Source organism: Chryseobacterium lathyri, from assembly GCF_030812195.1.
Taxonomy (GTDB): Bacteria; Bacteroidota; Bacteroidia; order Flavobacteriales; family Weeksellaceae; genus Chryseobacterium; species Chryseobacterium lathyri_A.
Genome location: NZ_JAUSSF010000003.1, coordinates 525,611 through 544,629, shown reverse-complemented (window position 1 = coordinate 544,629; position 19,019 = coordinate 525,611). Strand labels below are relative to the sequence as shown.

General features: G+C 37.7%; 17 protein-coding genes. 14 read left to right on the top strand and 3 right to left on the bottom strand.

Features of this window, described 5'->3' with window-relative positions; all coding sequences use genetic code 11:
* The first annotated feature begins 117 nt into the window (after nucleotides 1-117).
* The 13 genes from J2T03_RS17750 (at nucleotide 118) to J2T03_RS17690 (ending at nucleotide 16,638) form a co-directional block, all read left to right on the top strand.
* Nucleotides 118-738: a DUF5715 family protein gene (locus tag J2T03_RS17750; protein WP_306843179.1), complete on the top strand. Its 621-nt coding sequence runs from the start codon at nucleotides 118-120 to the stop codon at nucleotides 736-738.
* Nucleotides 739-887: 149 nt separating this feature from the next.
* Complete coding sequence (locus J2T03_RS17745; protein ID WP_307220649.1) at nucleotides 888-1,625, top strand: hypothetical protein; 738 nt, start codon at nucleotides 888-890, stop codon at nucleotides 1,623-1,625.
* 19 nt (nucleotides 1,626-1,644) lie between these two features.
* Nucleotides 1,645-2,268 carry a hypothetical protein gene (locus J2T03_RS17740; protein ID WP_307220647.1) on the top strand — a complete coding sequence of 208 codons (624 nt, stop codon included), beginning with the start codon at nucleotides 1,645-1,647 and terminating at the stop codon, nucleotides 2,266-2,268.
* Nucleotides 2,269-2,318: 50 nt separating this feature from the next.
* The gene (locus tag J2T03_RS17735; protein ID WP_306843183.1) at nucleotides 2,319-3,047 is read left to right on the top strand and encodes a sensor histidine kinase; all 729 of its coding nucleotides are present in this window, start codon (nucleotides 2,319-2,321) and stop codon (nucleotides 3,045-3,047) included.
* Nucleotides 3,016-3,693, top strand: a complete 678-nt coding sequence (locus J2T03_RS17730; protein ID WP_307220645.1) for a response regulator transcription factor — start codon at nucleotides 3,016-3,018, stop codon at nucleotides 3,691-3,693. Before J2T03_RS17735 ends, J2T03_RS17730 begins: the two co-directional genes overlap by 32 nt.
* A gap of 147 nt (nucleotides 3,694-3,840) precedes the next feature.
* On the top strand, nucleotides 3,841-5,181 hold the full coding sequence (locus J2T03_RS17725) for a T6SS phospholipase effector Tle1-like catalytic domain-containing protein (protein ID WP_307220644.1): 1,341 nt from the start codon (nucleotides 3,841-3,843) through the stop codon (nucleotides 5,179-5,181).
* A 166-nt stretch (nucleotides 5,182-5,347) separates the two neighbouring features.
* Nucleotides 5,348-7,276, top strand: a complete 1,929-nt coding sequence (locus tag J2T03_RS17720) for an ABC-F family ATP-binding cassette domain-containing protein (protein ID WP_307220643.1) — start codon at nucleotides 5,348-5,350, stop codon at nucleotides 7,274-7,276.
* A 244-nt stretch (nucleotides 7,277-7,520) separates the two neighbouring features.
* Nucleotides 7,521-7,877: a hypothetical protein gene (locus J2T03_RS17715; RefSeq protein ID WP_306843188.1), complete on the top strand. Its 357-nt coding sequence runs from the start codon at nucleotides 7,521-7,523 to the stop codon at nucleotides 7,875-7,877.
* A gap of 337 nt (nucleotides 7,878-8,214) precedes the next feature.
* Nucleotides 8,215-10,599, top strand: a complete 2,385-nt coding sequence (locus J2T03_RS17710; protein ID WP_307220641.1) for a TonB-dependent receptor — start codon at nucleotides 8,215-8,217, stop codon at nucleotides 10,597-10,599.
* Nucleotides 10,600-10,629: 30 nt separating this feature from the next.
* Entirely contained in the window at nucleotides 10,630-11,193 is a 564-nt protein-coding gene (locus tag J2T03_RS17705) for a hypothetical protein (protein ID WP_306843192.1), read from the top strand.
* A gap of 144 nt (nucleotides 11,194-11,337) precedes the next feature.
* Nucleotides 11,338-12,672, top strand: coding sequence for a trigger factor (locus J2T03_RS17700; protein ID WP_306843193.1), 1,335 nt, complete (start codon nucleotides 11,338-11,340; stop codon nucleotides 12,670-12,672).
* 270 nt (nucleotides 12,673-12,942) lie between these two features.
* Entirely contained in the window at nucleotides 12,943-13,626 is a 684-nt protein-coding gene (locus J2T03_RS17695; protein WP_307220639.1) for a hypothetical protein, read from the top strand.
* Between the two features lie 153 nt (nucleotides 13,627-13,779).
* Nucleotides 13,780-16,638: a M16 family metallopeptidase gene (locus J2T03_RS17690; RefSeq protein WP_307220638.1), complete on the top strand. Its 2,859-nt coding sequence runs from the start codon at nucleotides 13,780-13,782 to the stop codon at nucleotides 16,636-16,638.
* Nucleotides 16,639-16,696: 58 nt separating this feature from the next.
* On the opposite strand, the gene J2T03_RS17685 is transcribed toward J2T03_RS17690, so the two are convergent.
* Complete coding sequence (locus J2T03_RS17685; protein ID WP_307220636.1) at nucleotides 16,697-17,281, bottom strand: DUF3109 family protein; 585 nt, start codon at nucleotides 17,279-17,281, stop codon at nucleotides 16,697-16,699.
* Between the two features lie 5 nt (nucleotides 17,282-17,286).
* The gene (locus J2T03_RS17680; protein ID WP_306843198.1) at nucleotides 17,287-18,192 is read right to left on the bottom strand and encodes a DUF6427 family protein; all 906 of its coding nucleotides are present in this window, start codon (nucleotides 18,190-18,192) and stop codon (nucleotides 17,287-17,289) included.
* A 42-nt stretch (nucleotides 18,193-18,234) separates the two neighbouring features.
* Here J2T03_RS17680 and J2T03_RS17675 point away from each other — a divergent pair, with 42 nt between their 5' ends.
* Complete coding sequence (locus J2T03_RS17675; protein ID WP_111956350.1) at nucleotides 18,235-18,468, top strand: DUF6341 family protein; 234 nt, start codon at nucleotides 18,235-18,237, stop codon at nucleotides 18,466-18,468.
* 76 nt (nucleotides 18,469-18,544) lie between these two features.
* Here J2T03_RS17675 and J2T03_RS17670 read toward each other — a convergent pair whose 3' ends face one another.
* Nucleotides 18,545-18,982, bottom strand: a complete 438-nt coding sequence (locus J2T03_RS17670; RefSeq protein ID WP_111956352.1) for a universal stress protein — start codon at nucleotides 18,980-18,982, stop codon at nucleotides 18,545-18,547.
* Nucleotides 18,983-19,019 lie beyond the last annotated feature (37 nt).

Genomic DNA, 19,019 nt, shown 5'->3' with positions numbered 1-19,019 from the left:
ATATTTAGTAATTTGGTTTAATGTTTGTTGGGAATTTTTTTATAACGACATTATGTGTAAATTAAATAGTATATCATAAATGTTTATCTTTCGTTTAGTAATTTAAAAGTGTGGTTAATGAGAAAGTATTTTTGTGTAGCCTTCGTGCCTTTTATGTATAGCTTTTATTACCCGCAGGCAGCAAAAAAAGCACTTCCCTGCTATGATTTGACATCGGTACTGAAAGTAGAGCCTACCGCTCTGTACAAGCCGCATCTGGATGCTTCCAAAAGTTTTAAGGTAAAACTGCTGAAAGATTCCAAAACAGTGCAAAAGTATATAGGCAACGGAAAATTTCATAAAATAAAAAAAAGCGGAAAAGGATATCGGGTTCAGAAACTTGATTACAGCAGGCCGTATATGGTTTCTAAAGCGAAAATCACCCTTGAAAAGATGGGGGCCAGGTTCAGTAAGGAGACAAAAGGTCATACTTTTACCGTTTCATCCATCACAAGAACACTTGAAGATCAGTGCAGGCTAAGGAAAGTGAATTCCAATGCATCCTTAGGGATAAGCTCACATAATTACGGCAATTCCTTTGATATTTCCTATGTCAGGTTCAATGATGTATTGAAATACAATCCTAAAATGGAAGCGGCGCTGGAAAAAGTTCTAAAGTATTATGCCAATGCCGGCAGGATTTATTATATCAGGGAAAGGCAGCAAAGCTGTTATCACATTACTGTGAGGAATTATTGATGTGATCAGTTAATCTTAAACTGTTTTGTGATCGGAAATTTCTTCCCGCTAAAATTAAATTTATTTTACGAATAATAAATTTATGATGCGATTATTTGTGCAGGATATTTAGTTTGTATAATTTTATGCAACTAAATAACTATGAACTTATGAATGAGAACGATTACAAGCTGGCAACCGCCGAATGGGCCAAGTATGTGTCAGATTATCCTAGAATTGCAAATTTAATTCCCACCAATTACATTTTTGAGCTTTCTTCGGAACAGATCGGAAAAATAATGGAGCACAACAAATATGTAGATGTATGCGCTGAGGTAGGTGTGTACAACAGCAGTATGGTCCTGATTTTCCTTCCTTTGGATGCACAGGGACATGTGGATAAAAGTGTTGTTGAATATCAGTATACTGTCCTGGGACCACTTAAATATGATCTCAGACTACAGGAAACAAAAGAGTTTACGGTTACCAAAAATGCTGTTCTTTCCAGTAACCTTACGAAAGTGGACGGTAATACTAATACCTCTGTTCCGGTATCCGAACAGCCAATTCTGGACCAGGATATTGCTGTAGAAGCAATTGAACGCTGGAGAAATGAAGGAATGGAATGGTTTTTCCGTGAGTGTAATGAATTCGGGGGACAAAGAGTTTTCAGAAGATTCTATATTCCTATGGAAGACCTCACTCACCCTAGCCCTGAGGTTTTAGGCATTAAATGCTCTTTCGGACTTAGGCATAATGATATTTATCAGAGAATGCTGGTAACACTGATCTTTATTTCCTTTCATGAACTGTTACAGGAAGGAACCAATGTGGCAACTATTTCAAATACTTATGATTGGGCGAAACCATGCCCGCCTGTCTGCCGTATTCCTGAAATTGGATCTTAAATACATAGTATAAACAGGAATGACAGATTTTTTTAAAGCAATTTTATTCCTAAATTATGGTCTGCTTCTGTCCATTATATTTTTGGGAGCAGCCAAATACCGTATACTGAATGCCAAAGAAAAGCAATATTTTCACTGTATTGCTTTTCTTTTTTTTATTGAATTATTAAATTTAGCCCTGCCTTATCTTTTCAATTTTAATGATACCTCTTTTCTGTATCCTTTGTATATCGCCGGCGAATTTTCTCTGATCACCGCCTTATTTATCAGGAAACTAGAGCTTCCAAAATACTTTTTAGGAATTACAGCACTTCTTGCAGCTGGATTTATGATATCAAAATATGTATTCAACTACCCCTTCAACAGTGATATTGTAAAAGTAATATCAAATATCATCATTATATGCCTTTCAGGATTTACTCTGATCAGAGAGATCAGGGGTGTCTCCACAGAGAACCGTTTTCTTCTTGTGGATGCCTGTATTTTTTTTTACTATTCAGTTTCGGTATTTATTTTTATTATCCAGCATCAGATCGCGAATCTTTCAGAAAATGAGTACTTAATTATTCTCAGTGTGAATAATATTCTGTCAAGCATTTTATACTGTTCATTTTTATATACTTTCATCAAATTAAAGAAGTAACCTTAAATATTAGCCTGCTGATCCTTATAATTGTTACCATAACAGTTATAGTGTCCTTTATTCTCTTAGCCTACAGATCTTTTATCAGCAGGATTATCAAAGAAAAGAATGCTCAGCACGAAGCTGAGGTTCTTCATCAGAAAAAGCTCGTGCTTGAAAACATCAAAGCCCAGGAAGAAGAGAGAAAAAGAATAGCCGTTATGATCCATGATGATATTGGGAACAGGCTCAATATCCTTTCCCTGTGGCTCAACAACCTTGATACAAAAGGAGATGAGATCATCAAGAAAAAGATCTACAGCCAGATGTCGTCTCTCATTGATGCAGCCCGGAGTATTTCCCACTCCCTGTATCCCGTTAACCTGGAATCGGTGGGATTTGTTCTCTATGTAGAAGAAATGATTGCCAACCTCTCCCATAAGATCAATATTTCTATGCGGGTAATGCCCGGATATGAGAAAAAAGATATCTTTATAGAGGTGCAGCTGTACCGTATCATTCAGGAATTTACGACCAATGTGATCAAACATTCTACGGCTACAGACCTGTGGATCTACATCAAAGACTATCCCCGGCATATGGCTGTCATTATTTCTGACAACGGACAGGGATTTGATTTTGATCTCGTAAAAAAAGGAATGGGCATCAAAAACATCGAATCCAGGGTAAAATCTATGAATGCCGTCCATAAATGGAAAAATACCCTGAATAAAGGAAGCCGTTTAATCATTTTAATTCCAGATAACCATGAACTCCCAAATCAAAATAGCCTTAATTGATGACGAACAGCTGATCCTGGAAGGGGTGAAAATGCTGCTTTCGAATGAAAAGAATATCTCCGTATGCCTTACCTCCAATAATGGTGCAGATTTTATTGAAAAGCTGGGAACCCTTTCTGAAGATGATTTCCCCCACATAGCTCTTGTAGATGTACAGATGCAGCCTATGAACGGCTTTGAACTTGTAGAAATTCTTAAAGAAAAATATCCCGATCTCAGGATCATTATCCTTTCCTCCCATTACAAAACTTCCATTTTGGGGTATATGGTTAAATTGGGAGTTTCAGCTTTTCTTCCTAAAAATTCAGACCGCAAAACATTTATCGATGCCATTACCATGGTCTACAAAAATGGAGTTTTCTTCACGGCAGAAGATCATCAGATGCTTTTTACCTATATGAACAGTTCTGCAAAAAAGAAATCTCTCTTTGAAATGGAAGACGAACTCTCCGAACGGGAAAAAGATGTTGTGAAGCTGATCTGCCAGGAATACACCAATAATGAGATCGGAGAAAAGCTCTTCATCAGTCCCAGAACGGTAGAAAGCCACCGCCAGCGGATCCTGGAAAAGATTGGAGCGAAGAACACAGTCGGAATTGTTATTTATGCAGTTGTGAACAATATATATTCTCTTGATAAAATGTAATTCCGTAGAAATACGGAATTTTTTATTTGGTATTTTTCACGCTAGTATTGTTTTTTCTTCTTCCGTTAATTTGAAAAATAAGTTTTACAGGATTCAAAGCAAGATAGTGTCCTGGAAAACTTTCAACAATTAAAACAAAACACAGCGATGGAAAGCAATACAGTATTACCTGTCGGAATCTTTTTTGACGGAACCGGAAATAACGGGATCAATGCAGGCTCAGCCGATATGCCTTCAGCGAATAATGAAAGCTATAAAGGAGCACCTACCAATGTTTTTAAACTGTTTCATCTATTCAGCGGAAACAACAAAATATATGTAGAAGGAATAGGAACGGTTACAGGTGGTGAAGACAGCAACTTTGCCATGGCCACCTGCGCTAATCCTCCCGACACTCAGGGATATTCTTCCGATGACAAACTGCAGAAAGCCAATGCTTTTGTACAGAATCTTGTGAATGGCAAAACTATTGACTATCATTTTTACGTCTACGGATTCAGCAGGGGAAGTATGCTGGCGAGAGAATTCTGTAACCGGCTCGTGGCAGATTATCCCAGTGGAAATATTATCATAAAGTTTTTAGGTGTTTTTGATACCGTGGAGTCCAAACCATTTAACACGTACGACATGAGCCTGCCTCAGGAAGTGGAACATGCCCTTCATCTATGCGCGGTTAATGAATGCAGGTTCTTTTTCCCGCTCACAGGTTTTTTTGAAAATTCAGGAAGTATGCAGGACACCAAAATTGAGACAGCCGGTTCCATATGGAAAGAAGTTTTCGTTCCCGGTGCTCATGCCGATGTAGGTGGCGGATATCTGCCAGCGCCCCAGTCAGTTTATATTTCTACAGACTTTATGAATGTCAGCGATTTACAGGACTATATTTCAGAGGTGAGAAATACAAAAACCGATGCCGAAGGAAACAAGATATGGAATTCATTGTTGTCGGATTTTCAGATCGATAAAGGAGTTGTTCTCTCCCAGGCTTATGTTTCCAGAGAGTTAGTTTTCAATACACTTCCATTTGTGTACGGCAGGATAATGCTGGAAGAAACCAATCATGCAATGTCCGGAATTTTCAGTACAGATCTTGCCAATTCAGGCCTTGAAATTGTGAATGATACTTTTCTGGCAAACTTTTGTATCGATCTTGCCGCATATGTTAAAAATTTTTCACCTGCTATGAAACCTCATTATGATTATGCGAACTTTGCAGCATATACCCATATTTCAGCCAATTTCGGGCGGTATCATGACCATACATTACAAAAATCAGCTGATGAAACAGAAGCGGAACTGATCAACATTGGCCTGAATGTACCCAGCAGTACATCTGCAGACCGGGAGATTCATACCAAACTTCTTACTGAGCTGCATCTTTCTGAAGACAGCTTCACCGCAGACTTTATGTACGGAACCAATGTTCCCAATAATGATATCTGGAGCCGCACAATAGAGATAAGATCTTTTGCGGCAGAACAGAATTAAATGTACTTTTCAGTTTTAAATTTAGGTTGCGAAGGGGTGTCTGTCAGGGCATCCCTTTTTATGTTATTCCGGGGCAGGCACTTTTTATTTCTGGGCTATTCATTTCTTTTTCCGTACTTTTGCACCCGAAAATTCATTATTCATCACTTAATTTTTATTTAATAAAATGCTTTCGGTTCAAGGTTTAGGATTACATCATTCAGGAAACTATCTGTTTCAAAATACAAATTTCACCATTAAAAAGGATGATAAAGTAGGTCTCGTTGGGAAAAACGGAGCAGGAAAATCTACTTTACTGAAAATGCTTTCCGGAGAAATTAATTTCTATGAAGGAAGTGTTGTTCCCGAAGGAAATGTTACCATAGGTTTCTTGAAGCAGGATCTTGACTTTGTAAAAGGAAGAACCGTCTGGAACGAAACAATGCAGGCTTTTGAACAGATCAATGCCTGGAAAAATGAGCTGGAAGAAGTTAATCACCAATTGGCAACAAGAACTGATTACGAAAGTGATGCCTACACAGACCTGATCAACAAAATGACAGAACTGAATGATCTTCTGATGAACCATGATGCCTATAACCTGGAAGGTGATATGGAGAAAATATTATTCGGTTTAGGTTTTAAGGCAGATGATTTTCATAAAATTACAGATGAATTTTCCGGAGGATGGAGAATGAGAATTGAGCTGGCCAAACTGCTTCTTCAGAAGAACGACATCATGCTTCTCGATGAGCCTACCAACCACCTCGATATGGAATCCATCATCTGGCTGGAAAACTTCCTGAAAGATTATCCCGGAGCTATTGTTCTGGTAAGTCACGATAAGCAGTTTATGACGGCTGTCTGCAACAGGACTTTTGACATCAACAATAGAAAAGTTGACGACTATAAAGCCAATTATTCCAAATATCTGGTTATGCGTGAAGAACGCCGTGAAAAACTGATTCAGGCCAAAAAGAATCAGGATGCGGAGATCAAGCAGATGGAAGATAACATCAATAAGTTCCGTGCCAGTGCTACAAAAGCATCTTTTGCACAGTCACTTATTAAAAAATTGGATAAGATTGAACGCATCGAGGTAGATAACGAAGACGTTTCAAAATTCAACATCCGTTTCGTACAGTCTATGGTTCCCGGAAAAGTTATTTTTGAGGCTAATCATTTAGGAAAAGCTTACGGGAAAAAACAAATTTTTGATGATGTAGACTTTATTGTTCAGAGAGGAGATAGGATTGCCCTTTTAGGACAGAACGGGCAGGGAAAAACAACCTTGGCTAAAATTCTTGCCGGAGATATCAAAGATTATACAGGGACATGGAACTTAGGACACAATGTAAACATCGGGTACTTTGCCCAAAACCAGGAAGAAGTACTGACTCCGAATAAAACAGTTCTGGAAGAAGCCGAAGATGCCGCTACAGAAGAAACCAGACCTAGGGTAAGAGACCTTTTAGGATCTTTCCTTTTCCAGGGTGAAGCGGTAACCAAGAAAACAAAAGTACTTTCCGGAGGAGAAAGAAACCGTCTGGCCCTTTGTAAGTTGTTGCTCCGTCCTTTCAATACATTGATTATGGATGAGCCTACCAACCACCTTGATATTCAGTCTAAGGAGATTATCAAACTGGCTTTACAGAATTTTGAAGGGACATTGATCGTAATTTCTCACGACAGGGAATTCCTGGATGGGCTTTGTGATAAAATTTATGAATTCCGTGACGGAAGAATGAAGGAATTCCTGGGAAGCGTTGGTGAATATCTTGAATACAGACAAAAGGAAACCCTTAGGGAAATATCTGCCGAAAAAGCAAAACTTCACAGCGATGATGTGAAAGTTGAGGCAAAACCAGTTCCCAAAGAAGTAAAGGTTGAAGAAAAATCATCAACAATTGTCAGCAAAGAGCAAAAAAATATTCAGAATAAATTAAAGAAAGTAGAAGAGAAAATTTCCGAGCTTGAAGCGGAAATTGAAACATTGGAAGCTTCATTCACAAAAGAAAATCCTTCTGAAGAAACTTTAGAAAAATACAATAAAACTAAAGAAGAATTAGAAGTTGCTCTACAGGAATGGGAGCATTTGGGTTCTCAACTGATTTAATTTTTTAGATTTAAAATATTACAGATCTTTCGACTTTGCTCAGGATAGCTTGCTGATAATAATCTAATACGACGGTATTATTTTTTAACAGGGTCATCCTGAGCGAAGTCGAAAATTTTTAGTATAAAAAACAAGTACATTCGCCCAGGTATAAGTTTGTAACAAAAGCATACTTCCGCCGACGTATTGGAGAGTTTTACTAAAACTTAATTTAAAACTTAAATTATTTTTATAATTTTACAGGATGATTTTTAAAGAAAGCAGAAATCTGAAGAACTTTATCTCCAAACTTTTGTTTGGGATATACTTCATTGCGCTGTTTTCTCAAAGTTTTCACCATCATGATACTGTCGATTATCTTAAGAGTTTCAATCTTAAAAAGACAGAAAATACAATGGCCAAAACTTCAGCTAAAGAAAAGCCTGGTGACTGTCTGGCGTGCCATTTCTTAGCTACAGGGCATACACTGGTTCCTGAAGAATTCCGCTTTACCTTCGAGCATTTTACACACGAAGTAAAACAGGTAATTGCTGTTCAGGAAAAAATATGGTCTCAGACCAAATTCACGTTTCAGCTCCGGGGGCCTCCTGCAGTTGCATAATCATAGATTTTTTTATTGACTTTAATTCGGTTTAAAGTTCAATACTTTGGGTTTAAAGCTATTGATTGATAGCTGTAGATGTGGTTTCTGAATTCCGGATTTTTCGGGATACGAAATACGCGTTATGTGATTCGGAGATTCAGAGTTTTTGGTTTGATGTTCTTGGACAGAATTAATTGTTCTAATATCTCAAGTCTGATATCTGACATCACAATCTGACATCTATTCATCAGTCATTAATACTTTTAGATTCTACATTTTACAATGTAAAACCAACCCATTCAACAAATTTTTACGAAAATGTACCTGTATAAGGTACGCAATCAATCTATTGACAATGAAATTGATATATAGTCTGATGCTGGTTCTATGTGGACTGACATTGATAAATGCACAAAAAACGTATACTGTAGAAGGAACTGTTCAGGATTTTCATGATAAAACTGCGTTAGAAAATGCAGTAGTGAAGATCGGGGGATTTACCACTAAAACAGATCACGCCGGTAAGTTTACGTTGAATAAAATTCCTGCGGGAAAATATATACTCATTGCGAAGCATCCTGATTGTAATGATTATACTGAAAATATAGGAATTAATCAGGATCTGAACATTGCCATTACTTTAGAGCATCATGTCGGTGATATTGAAACCGTAACCCTGCACGGAAATCACAAAAATAAAGGCTCTGTAGTATTGAAAACACTGGACAAAACCGATATAGAAAGAAATTCCACGGAGAATCTGGGAAACCTTCTTTCTAAAATTTCAGGAGTCGCAGTACTGAAGACGGGGAATAATATTACAAAACCTGTGATCCATGGAATGTACGGAAGCCGTATTTCTATTATGAATAACGGTGTGAAGATGGCAGAACAGGAATGGGGCGCGGAACACGCCCCGAATGTAGATGTGAATGATTTCGAGCATATCGATGTCATTAAAGGGGCATCTGCATTGAAATATGGCAACGACGGAGTAGCGGGTGTTGTCCTGCTGGAGCCGGCTATACCTCCGAAAAAAGATACTGTTATGGGAAACCTGAAGCTTTCAGGAATTTCTAACGGAAGAGGAGGAGAAATTGCAGCGAGTGTTCTTAAATCATGGGAAAACGAATGGTTTGTAAAAGCGGGAGGAAGCTATAAAAAGACAGGTGATCTTTATATCCCCCATCATACCCTTCAGAATACCGGAGCAGAAGTGAATTCTTTTAACTTTTCTTTTGGTAATCATGGCTTTATGCAGGGATTTGATGTTTCCTACAGCGGAATCAATCAGGAATTCGGCATCTATAAGGGAGCGCATCTGGGTAATAATTATGATGCCTATATGGCGATTAATTTCGGGCAGCCGTATTTCCTGGACGATTTCAGTTATGATATCACCAATCCTAAGCAGGATGTAGAACATCATATTGTAAAGCTTTCCGCTTACAAACGCTTCGCTGATTTCGGAAAACTTACGTTCCAGTACAGCTTTCAGTTAAACAGACGTAAAGAATATGATATCAGAAGGGGAGAGCTGAACGATGTTCCTTCAATGGACCTAAGGCTCATTACCCATACAGCAAGCCTCACTCATCTTATAGAACGTGCAGGCTGGAGTCTGGAAAGCGGGATTTCCGCAGGTTATCAGGATAATTATCCCAATCCGGCTACCAAAGCAAGAAGGTTGATTCCTGATTATTACAGATATGATGCAGGAGCTTTTTCTGTATTTAAATACCGTTTCAGCCCAAAACTGAATGCTGAAGCTGGTGTGAGATATGATTTCAGCAGATATGATTCTTATAAATATTATGACGGATCGGAATGGGAAGAGAAATATGCCTCTGTTTTTCCGCAGTTTTATGTGCAGAAGAATGACAGCAGAATCTTGGCCCGCCCAGTCTTTGACTATCATAATTTCTCAGCCAATATCGGATTGAATTACCAGCCTTCCAGGGATTTTGACATTAAGTTTAATTTTTCAAGAATGAGCAGAACACCGAATCCAGCGGAATTATTTGCCGATGGGCTTCATCATTCTGCGGCGATTATTGAAAAAGGAGATTTAAGGATAAAAAAAGAAGAGATCTATAATGCCAATCTTTCCCTTACCGGACGTTTTGATGTTTTGAAAGGTCTTCAGGTGGAAGCCAATCCGTATATGATGTTCTCGGACAGTTTTATCAACCAGATGCCGGTAGGTTTCCAATCGACTAACAGAGGAAGCTTTGCGATCTGGGAATATCAGCAGGTAAAAGCGAGAATCTATGGAATTGATGCAGATGCACAGCTTAAAATTCTTGACAACCTGAAATGGACGACCAGTTTCAGTACCCTTAAAGGTGAAGATCTGACGAAGAATGAACCGCTTATCCTGATGATGCCTACGAATCTCAGAAATTCTATCGAGCTGAATCTGAATAAGCCTTCCAATTTCTATATAAGACTGGAAAACGAAAATGTTTTCAAGCAGAATAGTTTCCCGATCAGGGATCAGAGCGTACAGTTTATCCAGGATGACGAACTGGTTACCAGAGTAATTGACTACAGTTCCACCCCTGCTGCGTTCTCCATATTTCATGCGTCTGTGGGAGCAGACCTTTTCAGGAACCTGAATCTGAATTTCAGGATCAACAATATATTCAATAAAGAGTACAGGGAATATCTGAACAGATTGAGATATTATATGCCTGAAGCCGGAAGAAATTTCGTGGTTACTCTTAAATACAACTTCTAATTATTATTAATACTTAAAATTTAAATTACAATGAAAAAAATATTTAACATAACACTTTTACTATTAGCTGCCGTTTTATTATTCTCTTGCCGTAATGATGACAACACTGATATTCCTGAAGATATCCATGAGCATGAAGAGATTTCCAAACTTGAGGTGACTATTGCTGATAATGCAGGAGGAACTCCACAAGTTATTACATACATTGGGGGAGTGGCAAATAAAAAAATAATTCTACAAAACGGAAAAACATATAATGTAAGCCTGGACTTCCAGACTATCCATGACGATCATTCTCACAGTGCCAATGACGAGATCATTGAAGAGAAAGATGAGCATTTCATTACCTACAAATTTGCAGGCGTAAATGTAAATGTGAAAAGAGCAGCTGATGATATTGTAAGAACGGACGGAAATAAATTAGGTCTTAAAACAGTTTGGACGGTTACCGGTGCACCTTCCAATGCCACAGCCAACATTAAACTGATCCATGCACCTAGTGCTGTAAACCAGAATTCCCCTTCTGCGGACAACCAGCAGGGAACTACCACAGGAGGTGAAAGTGATGTAGATGCCTTAATAGGGGTTCAATAATAAATTTTTTCATATCAAACCATAAAAACCACTGAGATTTTCAGTGGTTTTTTATTTATAAACATTTGAATGCTAAGAATTGATTATAAGTAGGTAATTCTCATAAAAATTTCATATTTTTGCAACCTAAAATTTTAATCAATAATGAAGGTTACCGCACAAAACCATGATGACGTAAGTGCATTACTTACAGTGACATTGGAAAAATCTGACTACAAAGAAAAAGTAGACAAGCAGTTGATTAATTATGCTAAAAATGCGCAAGTTCCTGGTTTCAGAAAAGGGAAAGTGCCTTTGAGTATGGTTAAAAAACAATATGAAGCAGGTATTGCATTCGAAGAAATCAACAAACAGGTTTCTGACGCATTGAATAACTATGTTAACGAAAACAAGTTAAGATTAGTTGGTCAGCCTGTTCCTCAGCCAGTAAATCAATTGGATTACAACGCTGAAAAAATTGAAGTTGCTTTCGAAGTAGGATATGAGCCTGAATTCACTATAGATTTAGCTAAATATGAAGCTCCTCATTATAAAGTAGAAGCTTCTGACAAAGAAATTACGAAGAGCATTGAGAACATGCAAAAGCGTTTTGCAGAGCAGGTTCCTCAGGATAAAATCACTAAGGATTCTTATATAGCTTTAGAAATTTCTCAGGTTGTAGAAGAAGATGCTGAAGGAGAACACCACCACCATCCAAAGAACGTTACCATTACTGCTGAAAACAAAGAAGCTTTCAAATTGGTAAAAGCTTTAAAAATGGACGGTTCTGTAAAAGTATCTAAAGAAACTCTTGCAGGTGACGAAGACTTGGCTAAAGAATTAGGATTCAGCAAAGAAGAAGTTGAGCATTTACACCATGCTGAAGTAGAAGTTAAGGTAAAAGATTTCTATTCATTGAAACTTGCTGAACTTAATCAGGAGCTATTCGACAAAGTGTATGGTGAAGGAACAATCAAGTCTGAAGAAGAACTTAAAGAAAAAGTAAAATCTGAGCTGGATGAGTACTTCCAGCAGAATGCTGACGTTCATTATGTGAATAAAGTATTGGAGCAGGTTACTGAAAAAGAAGAAGTGAAGCTTCCTGAAAATTTCCTTGTAAAATGGTTATTATTCTCTAACCAGAACATCCAGTCTGAAGAGCAGGCTAAAGGAATTCTTGAAGCAGAGAAAAGCCAGTTAAGATACCAGATTATTGAAGGTAAATTAATGACAGATAACGACATCCAGTTAGATTATGCTGATGTATTGGCACAGGCTGAGCAATTAGTAAGAAATCAGTTGGCTATTTACGGAATCCACCACTTAGGTGATGAGGAAATCCAGAAATATGCTGTTGAAATGTTGAAAGACCAGGAGCAGGTAAGACAGATTTCTTCTGAAGTAGCTATGGCTAAACTGAAAGATGTAATTCTTGAAAAAGCATCTAAAAAAGAAACTAAAATCTCTCACGACGAGTTTTTAGAAGAGCTTAAAAAGTAATTTATTCCGATATAAATATTTCAAAACCTCCGAAGAATCGGAGGTTTTTTTTATCTCCGGACTAAAATTTATATTTCTTTTAATATATTCCTCATTTTTATTACCAGAAATCACTACTATAAGTAAGCAATCTTGTTATTTAGTTTCGGATATTCTTAAAAAACCTTAATATATCCGGGCAGGAATTATACTGTATTCCCCATAAATATGCTGTGTTTAATTTTCTTGTGATCAATATTCATATATTTACACCTTAAACTTATTATAGATATGAAAAAGATCATCATTCCGTTTTTCTGTGCTGTACTCTTTGCAGTTCCGGCAGCAGCTCAAACCAATGCAGCTCCCGTAAAGACAGAAGTCGTGAAATCTAAACTGACCCCAAAAGATGTTATTGATAATTATTTTAAAGCTCTGGGAGGTAAAAGTAAATTAGAAGCAGTAAAATCTACGGTTATTGATAATACACTGAACGTTCAGGGAATGGATATCACCATGAGCACTACAAAAATGGGCAACAAATTTAAATCTGTACAGACTGCAATGGGACAGACGGTAAGCCAGGTTTTTGACGGTGAAAAAGGATATATAGAAAGAGCAGGACAGAAAACTGATTTTCCTGCCGATAATATTGCTGAACTGAAGAAAGGAACTACCATTGAGGCGTTGGCTTTTGATCCCTCAAAGTTCAAAGATGTTACTGTGGAAAAACTGGACTCCAAAGACTATAATGTATTGTCTTCAGAAAAAGGAAAATTCTACTTTGATGCCGCTACCGGACTTTTATACCAATCTTCTGTAGGGGAAGGAAGTGTTATCGTGAAAAACTATATGACAGTGGAAGGTATAAAGTTCCCTTCCGAAGTGGATATTGACGGGAAAGGTCAGAAAGTAACAATAAAGACAACCAAAGTTGTTCTTAATACCGGAGTTTCCGATGCTAATTTTAAATAAAGACTCACGTTTTACAATGTAAAAGCCGGATATTTTCCGGCTTTTTTGTTGCCTTTATAATTTTAACTCAATTTTAACTTTAATATGAATTTTAAAACTTCTTCAGATGGTGAATAATTAATACTTTTAGTCAGAAAATAAAAAATTAATAATATGAAGAAAGTTTTATCCTCATTTGCGGTCATCTTCCTGATGTCATCAAATGTTTTCGGACAGAATATTCCTGTGGATTCTTCCGTGAGAATCGGTACTCTTCCCAACGGAATGAAGTACTATATCAAAAAAAACACATTACCTGAAAAGAAAGTAGATTTCCGTCTGGCCATCAATGCCGGATCTATTCTTGAAGATGAAAACCAGAGAGGCTTAGCGCACTTTATGGAGCACATGAACTTCAACGGAACCAAAAATTTTCCAGACAACAAGCTTGTGGATTTCCTGCAGTCTATCGGGGTAAAATTCGGTCAGCACCTTAATGCCTATACAAGCTTTGACGAAACTGTATACATGCTTCCGGTTCCATTAGATAAGCCGGGCAATCTGGATGCAGGACTGAAAGTAATGGAAGACTGGGCTTTTAATGCAACACTTTCCGACGCGCAGATCAATAAAGAAAGAGGTGTTGTCCTGGAAGAACTGAGACTGGGTCTTGGCGCCGACAAAAGAATGGCTGATAAATATCTTCCTAAATTATTATACAAATCTCAATACGCAGACAGACTTCCGATCGGTAAAAAAGATGTACTGGAAAACTTCAAGCCGGATGTGATCCGAAAATTCCATCAGGACTGGTACAGGCCCGATCTGATGGCGATTGTAGTAGTAGGAGATATCAACGTAGATGAGGTTGAAAAGAAGATTAAAGACAATTTCGGCAAATATAAAAATCCTTCTAAACCAAGAGAGAGAAAAGTATTTGACCTTCCCAACCATAAAGAAACATTAGTAGCTATAGAAACGGATCCCGATGCTACAAATTCAATGGTTCAGTTTATTATGAAAGATGCTGAGGCTTATCAGCCGGATGTAACGATTGAGCAGTACAACCAAAGCCTTGTAGAAGGTCTTTCCACTACAATGCTGAACAATAGATTAAAAGAACTGATTAACTCAAATAATCCTCCTTTTACTTTCGGATCGGTTTATCACGGAGGAACCTATGCAAGAAGCAAAGAAGCATTTCAGGGATTTGCAATGGTAAAGGAAGGAAACCAGCTAAACGCTCTGAAAGTCCTTTTGGAAGAAGTGGAAAGAGCGAAGAGATTCGGGTTTACACAGACAGAACTTGACCGAGCAAAAGCGCAGATGCTGTCTAACCTTGAAAGATCTTACAATAACCGCGACAAGACAGAAAGTGATATGCTGGTAGATGAGTATGTAAGAAATTTCCTGGAGCAGGAACCGATGCCCGGAATCGCCTGGGAATATGAAGATACGAAGTCCTTCCTTCCTAAAGTTACTTTGGCTCAGACCAATGAAGTGATCAAGAAAATGGTGAAGGATGACAGCCGTGTGATCGTAATTACAGGACCTAAAAAAGATAACGTTACCATGCCTACAGAAGCAATGGTTCTGAATACCTTTGAATCTGTGAAAATGGCAGATCTTAAGCCTTACGAAGAGAAGGCAGCGATCAAAAACTTAGTGAAACCTTTCAAATCAGAAGGGAAAATTGCTAAAACTGAAACAGATGCCAAACTGGGAACAACAACCTGGACATTAAGCAACGGAGCTAAAGTGACTTTCAAAAAGACCGATTTCAAAGATGACGAAATTGTATTTTCTGCAAGAAGCCTGGGCGGAAATTCCCTGATCTCCGATGCTGATTTTATAAAAACTCAGTTCGCTTTTGCAGCATTATCCGAAGCAGGAGTAGGTGGATTCTCAAAAGCAGATCTCACCAACTATCTTGCCGGAAAGCAGGTGAGTGTAAATCCAATGGTTGGACCTTATTATGAGGGAATTTCAGGAAGAACTTCCCAAAAAGACTTAGGAACCGCTATGGAGCTTACCTACGCATACTTTACAGGTTTAAATTATAACCCTGCAGCATTTAATGCTTACAAAGAAAAGCAGTCTGCAATGCTTGATAATCTTTTGTCCAATCCACAGGCTTACTTCTCCAATGAGCATGCAAAATTCATGAATCAGAAGAACCCACGATTTATCGGACTGTTTCCAATGGAAAAAGACTGGGCTAATACAGATTATAAAAAGGCTTACGACATCTACAAGGAGAAATTTGCCAATGCAGGAAACTTCCAGTTCTATTTCGTAGGAAATATTGACGAAGCTACCTTTAAAGAGCAGATACTTCAGTATATCGGCAGTCTTCCTTCATCAGGAAAAACTTCAACATTTAAAGATACGGGCTACAGACAGCTGACCGGAGATCATTCGAAAGTGTACAAAAAAGGAAAAGATCCTAAGAGTTTAGTGACGATCTCTTACAGTGGAGAAGCTCCTTACAATGAGAAAGATGCTTTGGCCCTTGCAGCGCTTGGAGAAGTAGCTACCATCAAGGTCATTGAAAAGCTTAGAGAAGATGAAAGCGGAATTTACGGTGGTGGTGCAAGAGGAAGCATGAATAAAATTCCTTACAGTGCTTACAATTTCAGCATCAGTTTCCCTTGCGGACCTGAGAATGCGGAGAAACTTACGAAAAGTGCCGTTACCGAACTTCAGAAACTGATCGATAAAGGTCCTGAACAGAAAGATCTTGACAAATACAAAGAAGGAGAGTACAACGACAACAAAACAGAACTTAAGGACAATATGTTCTGGCTGAATGCTCTTGCTAAAAATCAACTGGATGGAAGTGATAAATATGACATCCTGAACTATCAGGAAAAAGTAAAAGCACTTACTGTGAAAGACCTTCAGGATGTGGCTAAAAAGTACCTGACAAAAGGAAAAATTACAGCAACGCTGATGCCGGAAGACGGTTGGGAAAATGCTAAAAAAGAAGAGACGAAAACAGCAGTAATGGGAGCAACAGTAGTTAAACAGTAATTTATTTAAAAAATAATTGATAAAAGAAAAACCGCAGATCAGTCTGCGGTTTTTTTATTTAAGAGCCATATGCTTTTTTCCATTCATCGGCAGCTTCGCTTAAAACGTTATAGAACTCTTCACCATATTTTCTGGTCAGCGGAGTTTTGAGGAACTTGTAGACAGGGACCTGCAGCTCTTTTCCCAGGGTGCAGGCATCGCTGCATACATTCCATTCATGATAGTTCAGGGCAGTAAAAGTAGAATATTCCGTAACGCGGATCGGATAGAGGTGGCAGGAGATCGGTTTTTGCCAGTCGACAGCACCGTCTTCATATGCTTTTTCAATACCACATTTGGTAATTCCTCTTTCGTCGAAAGTAACATAGGCACATTCGCGGTCTTCCACCATAGGGGTAACGTACATGCCGTCTTGCGGATCGGTTGTCCATGTTCCCTGTTCTTCAAGAGCTTTGATGCCTTCCTGTGTAAGATAAGGTTTTATTTTATCAAAAATGCTGTCTAAAATCTCAAGTTCATCTTTATCTAGCGGAGCACCTACATCTCCTTCCACGCAGCATGCACCTTTACATTTCGTAAGGTTGCAAACAAATTCTTCGGAAAATATATCCTCTGAAATCAATTTATCGTCTATCTGAATCATAATCTTTAAAATAAATTAAAATACGTACCTGCTTTAAAAGCAATCAAACTTATAATGATAAGCCATAAGCTCACCTCCTGCATCCAGTACTTAGGCAGAAATCTCATCATCCTGCTCAGGATAATGCTCGATGGAAATGCCAGAAGCAGTAAATATTCATAGTTTTTATTCATGTACAGAATAATCGTTACCAGCTGGGCCAGTGAGAATACAAGTAAAAACGTGTACTTATATCTGCTTATCGGGCTTTTCTTGTTGTAATTTTTAAAATGGTCGTATACTGCATAAATAAGCATCAGGAGGATAGGAATTAAAGGTATCAGATCAATATAATCTGTCTTAAGCCTCATTTTTCCAAAAGGGAAATAATCAATATTCCATGTAGTAAACTGGAAAAAGAACATGAGGGAAAAATAACTGAAGGCAATCAATACAATCCCCAAGAGAAACCTGAAAAGATTCAGGCTTATTTTTTGAGAGGTTGCAATCACGTGAGCGATTACAAAAAGAGCCATGGGCCATGTTGTAGGAAGGAAAATAAAATTCAGCGCAACAATGGCTCCTACCAGAACATACGATTTCTTCCTGATGTCTTCATCTGCACTCGTTAAAAGCAGTAACAGAAAAGAATTGGTAAGCAGTGAAACGGCAATTCCGATATCCAGATTTCCCGGATAAAGGCCAAAAATAAAAAATGTATATAAAAATAACGGCAGATGTGTCTGATAATTAAGCGCAATACTGTGAAAACAAAAATATCCCAAAGCGATTCCCAGGAAAGTTATTCCTGCGATAATCGCTTCATAAGTGTTGAAATTCAGTATGTTAAATATTATGACTACTAAAAGAAGAAAACCAATATAAACAGGAATTGAAAAAATATTGCTTTCTTTTGAAAGTAATTTAAACATTTTTTATAAATTTGTACAAAGTTAATTTAAAAAAGGAAAATAATGACGTCTTTCTGGTTATTCTTAAGTAAAGTTTTCAAATGGGCCTTCGGTTTTTTTGATGCATTTGGAAATGTTCTAAACTGGATTTTATTTATCGTTTGCTGCGTATTGTTTACTTACTGGTGCTATGTACTGGTAGTAAAACTAGGTGGCGATAAGGATAAAGACTATTATTCTCCTACTGAGGGTAAGAACCCTTACTACGATCCTAAGATCTATAAAAAAGAAGGTTAATTAATTGGTTATATAGTAAAAAACCGATCGGACTCTGGTCTGATCGGTTTTTTTATTAACGATTAAAATTTATTTTTTAGTCGTGGATAGGAAGCACCAGTACCGGAACATGAGAATCTTTTGTAAGTCCTTTCGTTAAACTTCCTACAAAAACATCATATATTCCGCTTCTTCCGTGTGATCCCATTACGATATAATCAGCATTTTTTGCTTTTGCATATTCCAGGATGGTATCTTTTGCAATGCCCTGTTTTAATAGATGCTCGCAGTCTATATCATGGGCAATAATCCTTTGCTCGATCTTATTCAGCTGTATAAGTTCCTCTCTGATCTCATTGGCTTCTACTTCAGGAAAATATTGATATCCCATATCTCCGATAGCAAAACCAATATCCGAAGGTGCTACGTGAATCAGAAAAATTCTGCCGTTCAGCTGTTTTGCAAATTTTACAGCTCCGTCTACAAGCTGTTCTGTTTTGTCCCCAAAATCTACGGGTAGTACAATATTTATCATGACCTTTAATTTTGTTATTTAAAGATAAGAAAAATTG

Bases quoted from the DNA above. Each gene is read 5' to 3' on its own strand.
- J2T03_RS17725 (WP_307220644.1), top strand. From the start codon at position 3,841: ATGGAAAGCAATACAGTATTACCTGTCGGAATCTTTTTTGACGGAACC.
- J2T03_RS17740 (WP_307220647.1), top strand. From the start codon at position 1,645: ATGACAGATTTTTTTAAAGCAATTTTATTCCTAAATTATGGTCTGCTT.
- J2T03_RS17675 (WP_111956350.1), top strand. From the start codon at position 18,235: ATGACGTCTTTCTGGTTATTCTTAAGTAAAGTTTTCAAATGGGCCTTC.
- J2T03_RS17710 (WP_307220641.1), top strand. From the start codon at position 8,215: ATGAAATTGATATATAGTCTGATGCTGGTTCTATGTGGACTGACATTG.
- J2T03_RS17705 (WP_306843192.1), top strand. From the start codon at position 10,630: ATGAAAAAAATATTTAACATAACACTTTTACTATTAGCTGCCGTTTTA.
- J2T03_RS17670 (WP_111956352.1), bottom strand. From the start codon at position 18,982: ATGATAAATATTGTACTACCCGTAGATTTTGGGGACAAAACAGAACAG.
- J2T03_RS17730 (WP_307220645.1), top strand. From the start codon at position 3,016: ATGAACTCCCAAATCAAAATAGCCTTAATTGATGACGAACAGCTGATC.
- J2T03_RS17715 (WP_306843188.1), top strand. From the start codon at position 7,521: ATGATTTTTAAAGAAAGCAGAAATCTGAAGAACTTTATCTCCAAACTT.
- J2T03_RS17690 (WP_307220638.1), top strand. From the start codon at position 13,780: ATGAAGAAAGTTTTATCCTCATTTGCGGTCATCTTCCTGATGTCATCA.
- J2T03_RS17700 (WP_306843193.1), top strand. From the start codon at position 11,338: ATGAAGGTTACCGCACAAAACCATGATGACGTAAGTGCATTACTTACA.
- J2T03_RS17685 (WP_307220636.1), bottom strand. From the start codon at position 17,281: ATGATTCAGATAGACGATAAATTGATTTCAGAGGATATATTTTCCGAA.
- J2T03_RS17680 (WP_306843198.1), bottom strand. From the start codon at position 18,192: ATGTTTAAATTACTTTCAAAAGAAAGCAATATTTTTTCAATTCCTGTT.
- J2T03_RS17695 (WP_307220639.1), top strand. From the start codon at position 12,943: ATGAAAAAGATCATCATTCCGTTTTTCTGTGCTGTACTCTTTGCAGTT.
- J2T03_RS17720 (WP_307220643.1), top strand. From the start codon at position 5,348: ATGCTTTCGGTTCAAGGTTTAGGATTACATCATTCAGGAAACTATCTG.
- J2T03_RS17750 (WP_306843179.1), top strand. From the start codon at position 118: ATGAGAAAGTATTTTTGTGTAGCCTTCGTGCCTTTTATGTATAGCTTT.
- J2T03_RS17745 (WP_307220649.1), top strand. From the start codon at position 888: ATGAATGAGAACGATTACAAGCTGGCAACCGCCGAATGGGCCAAGTAT.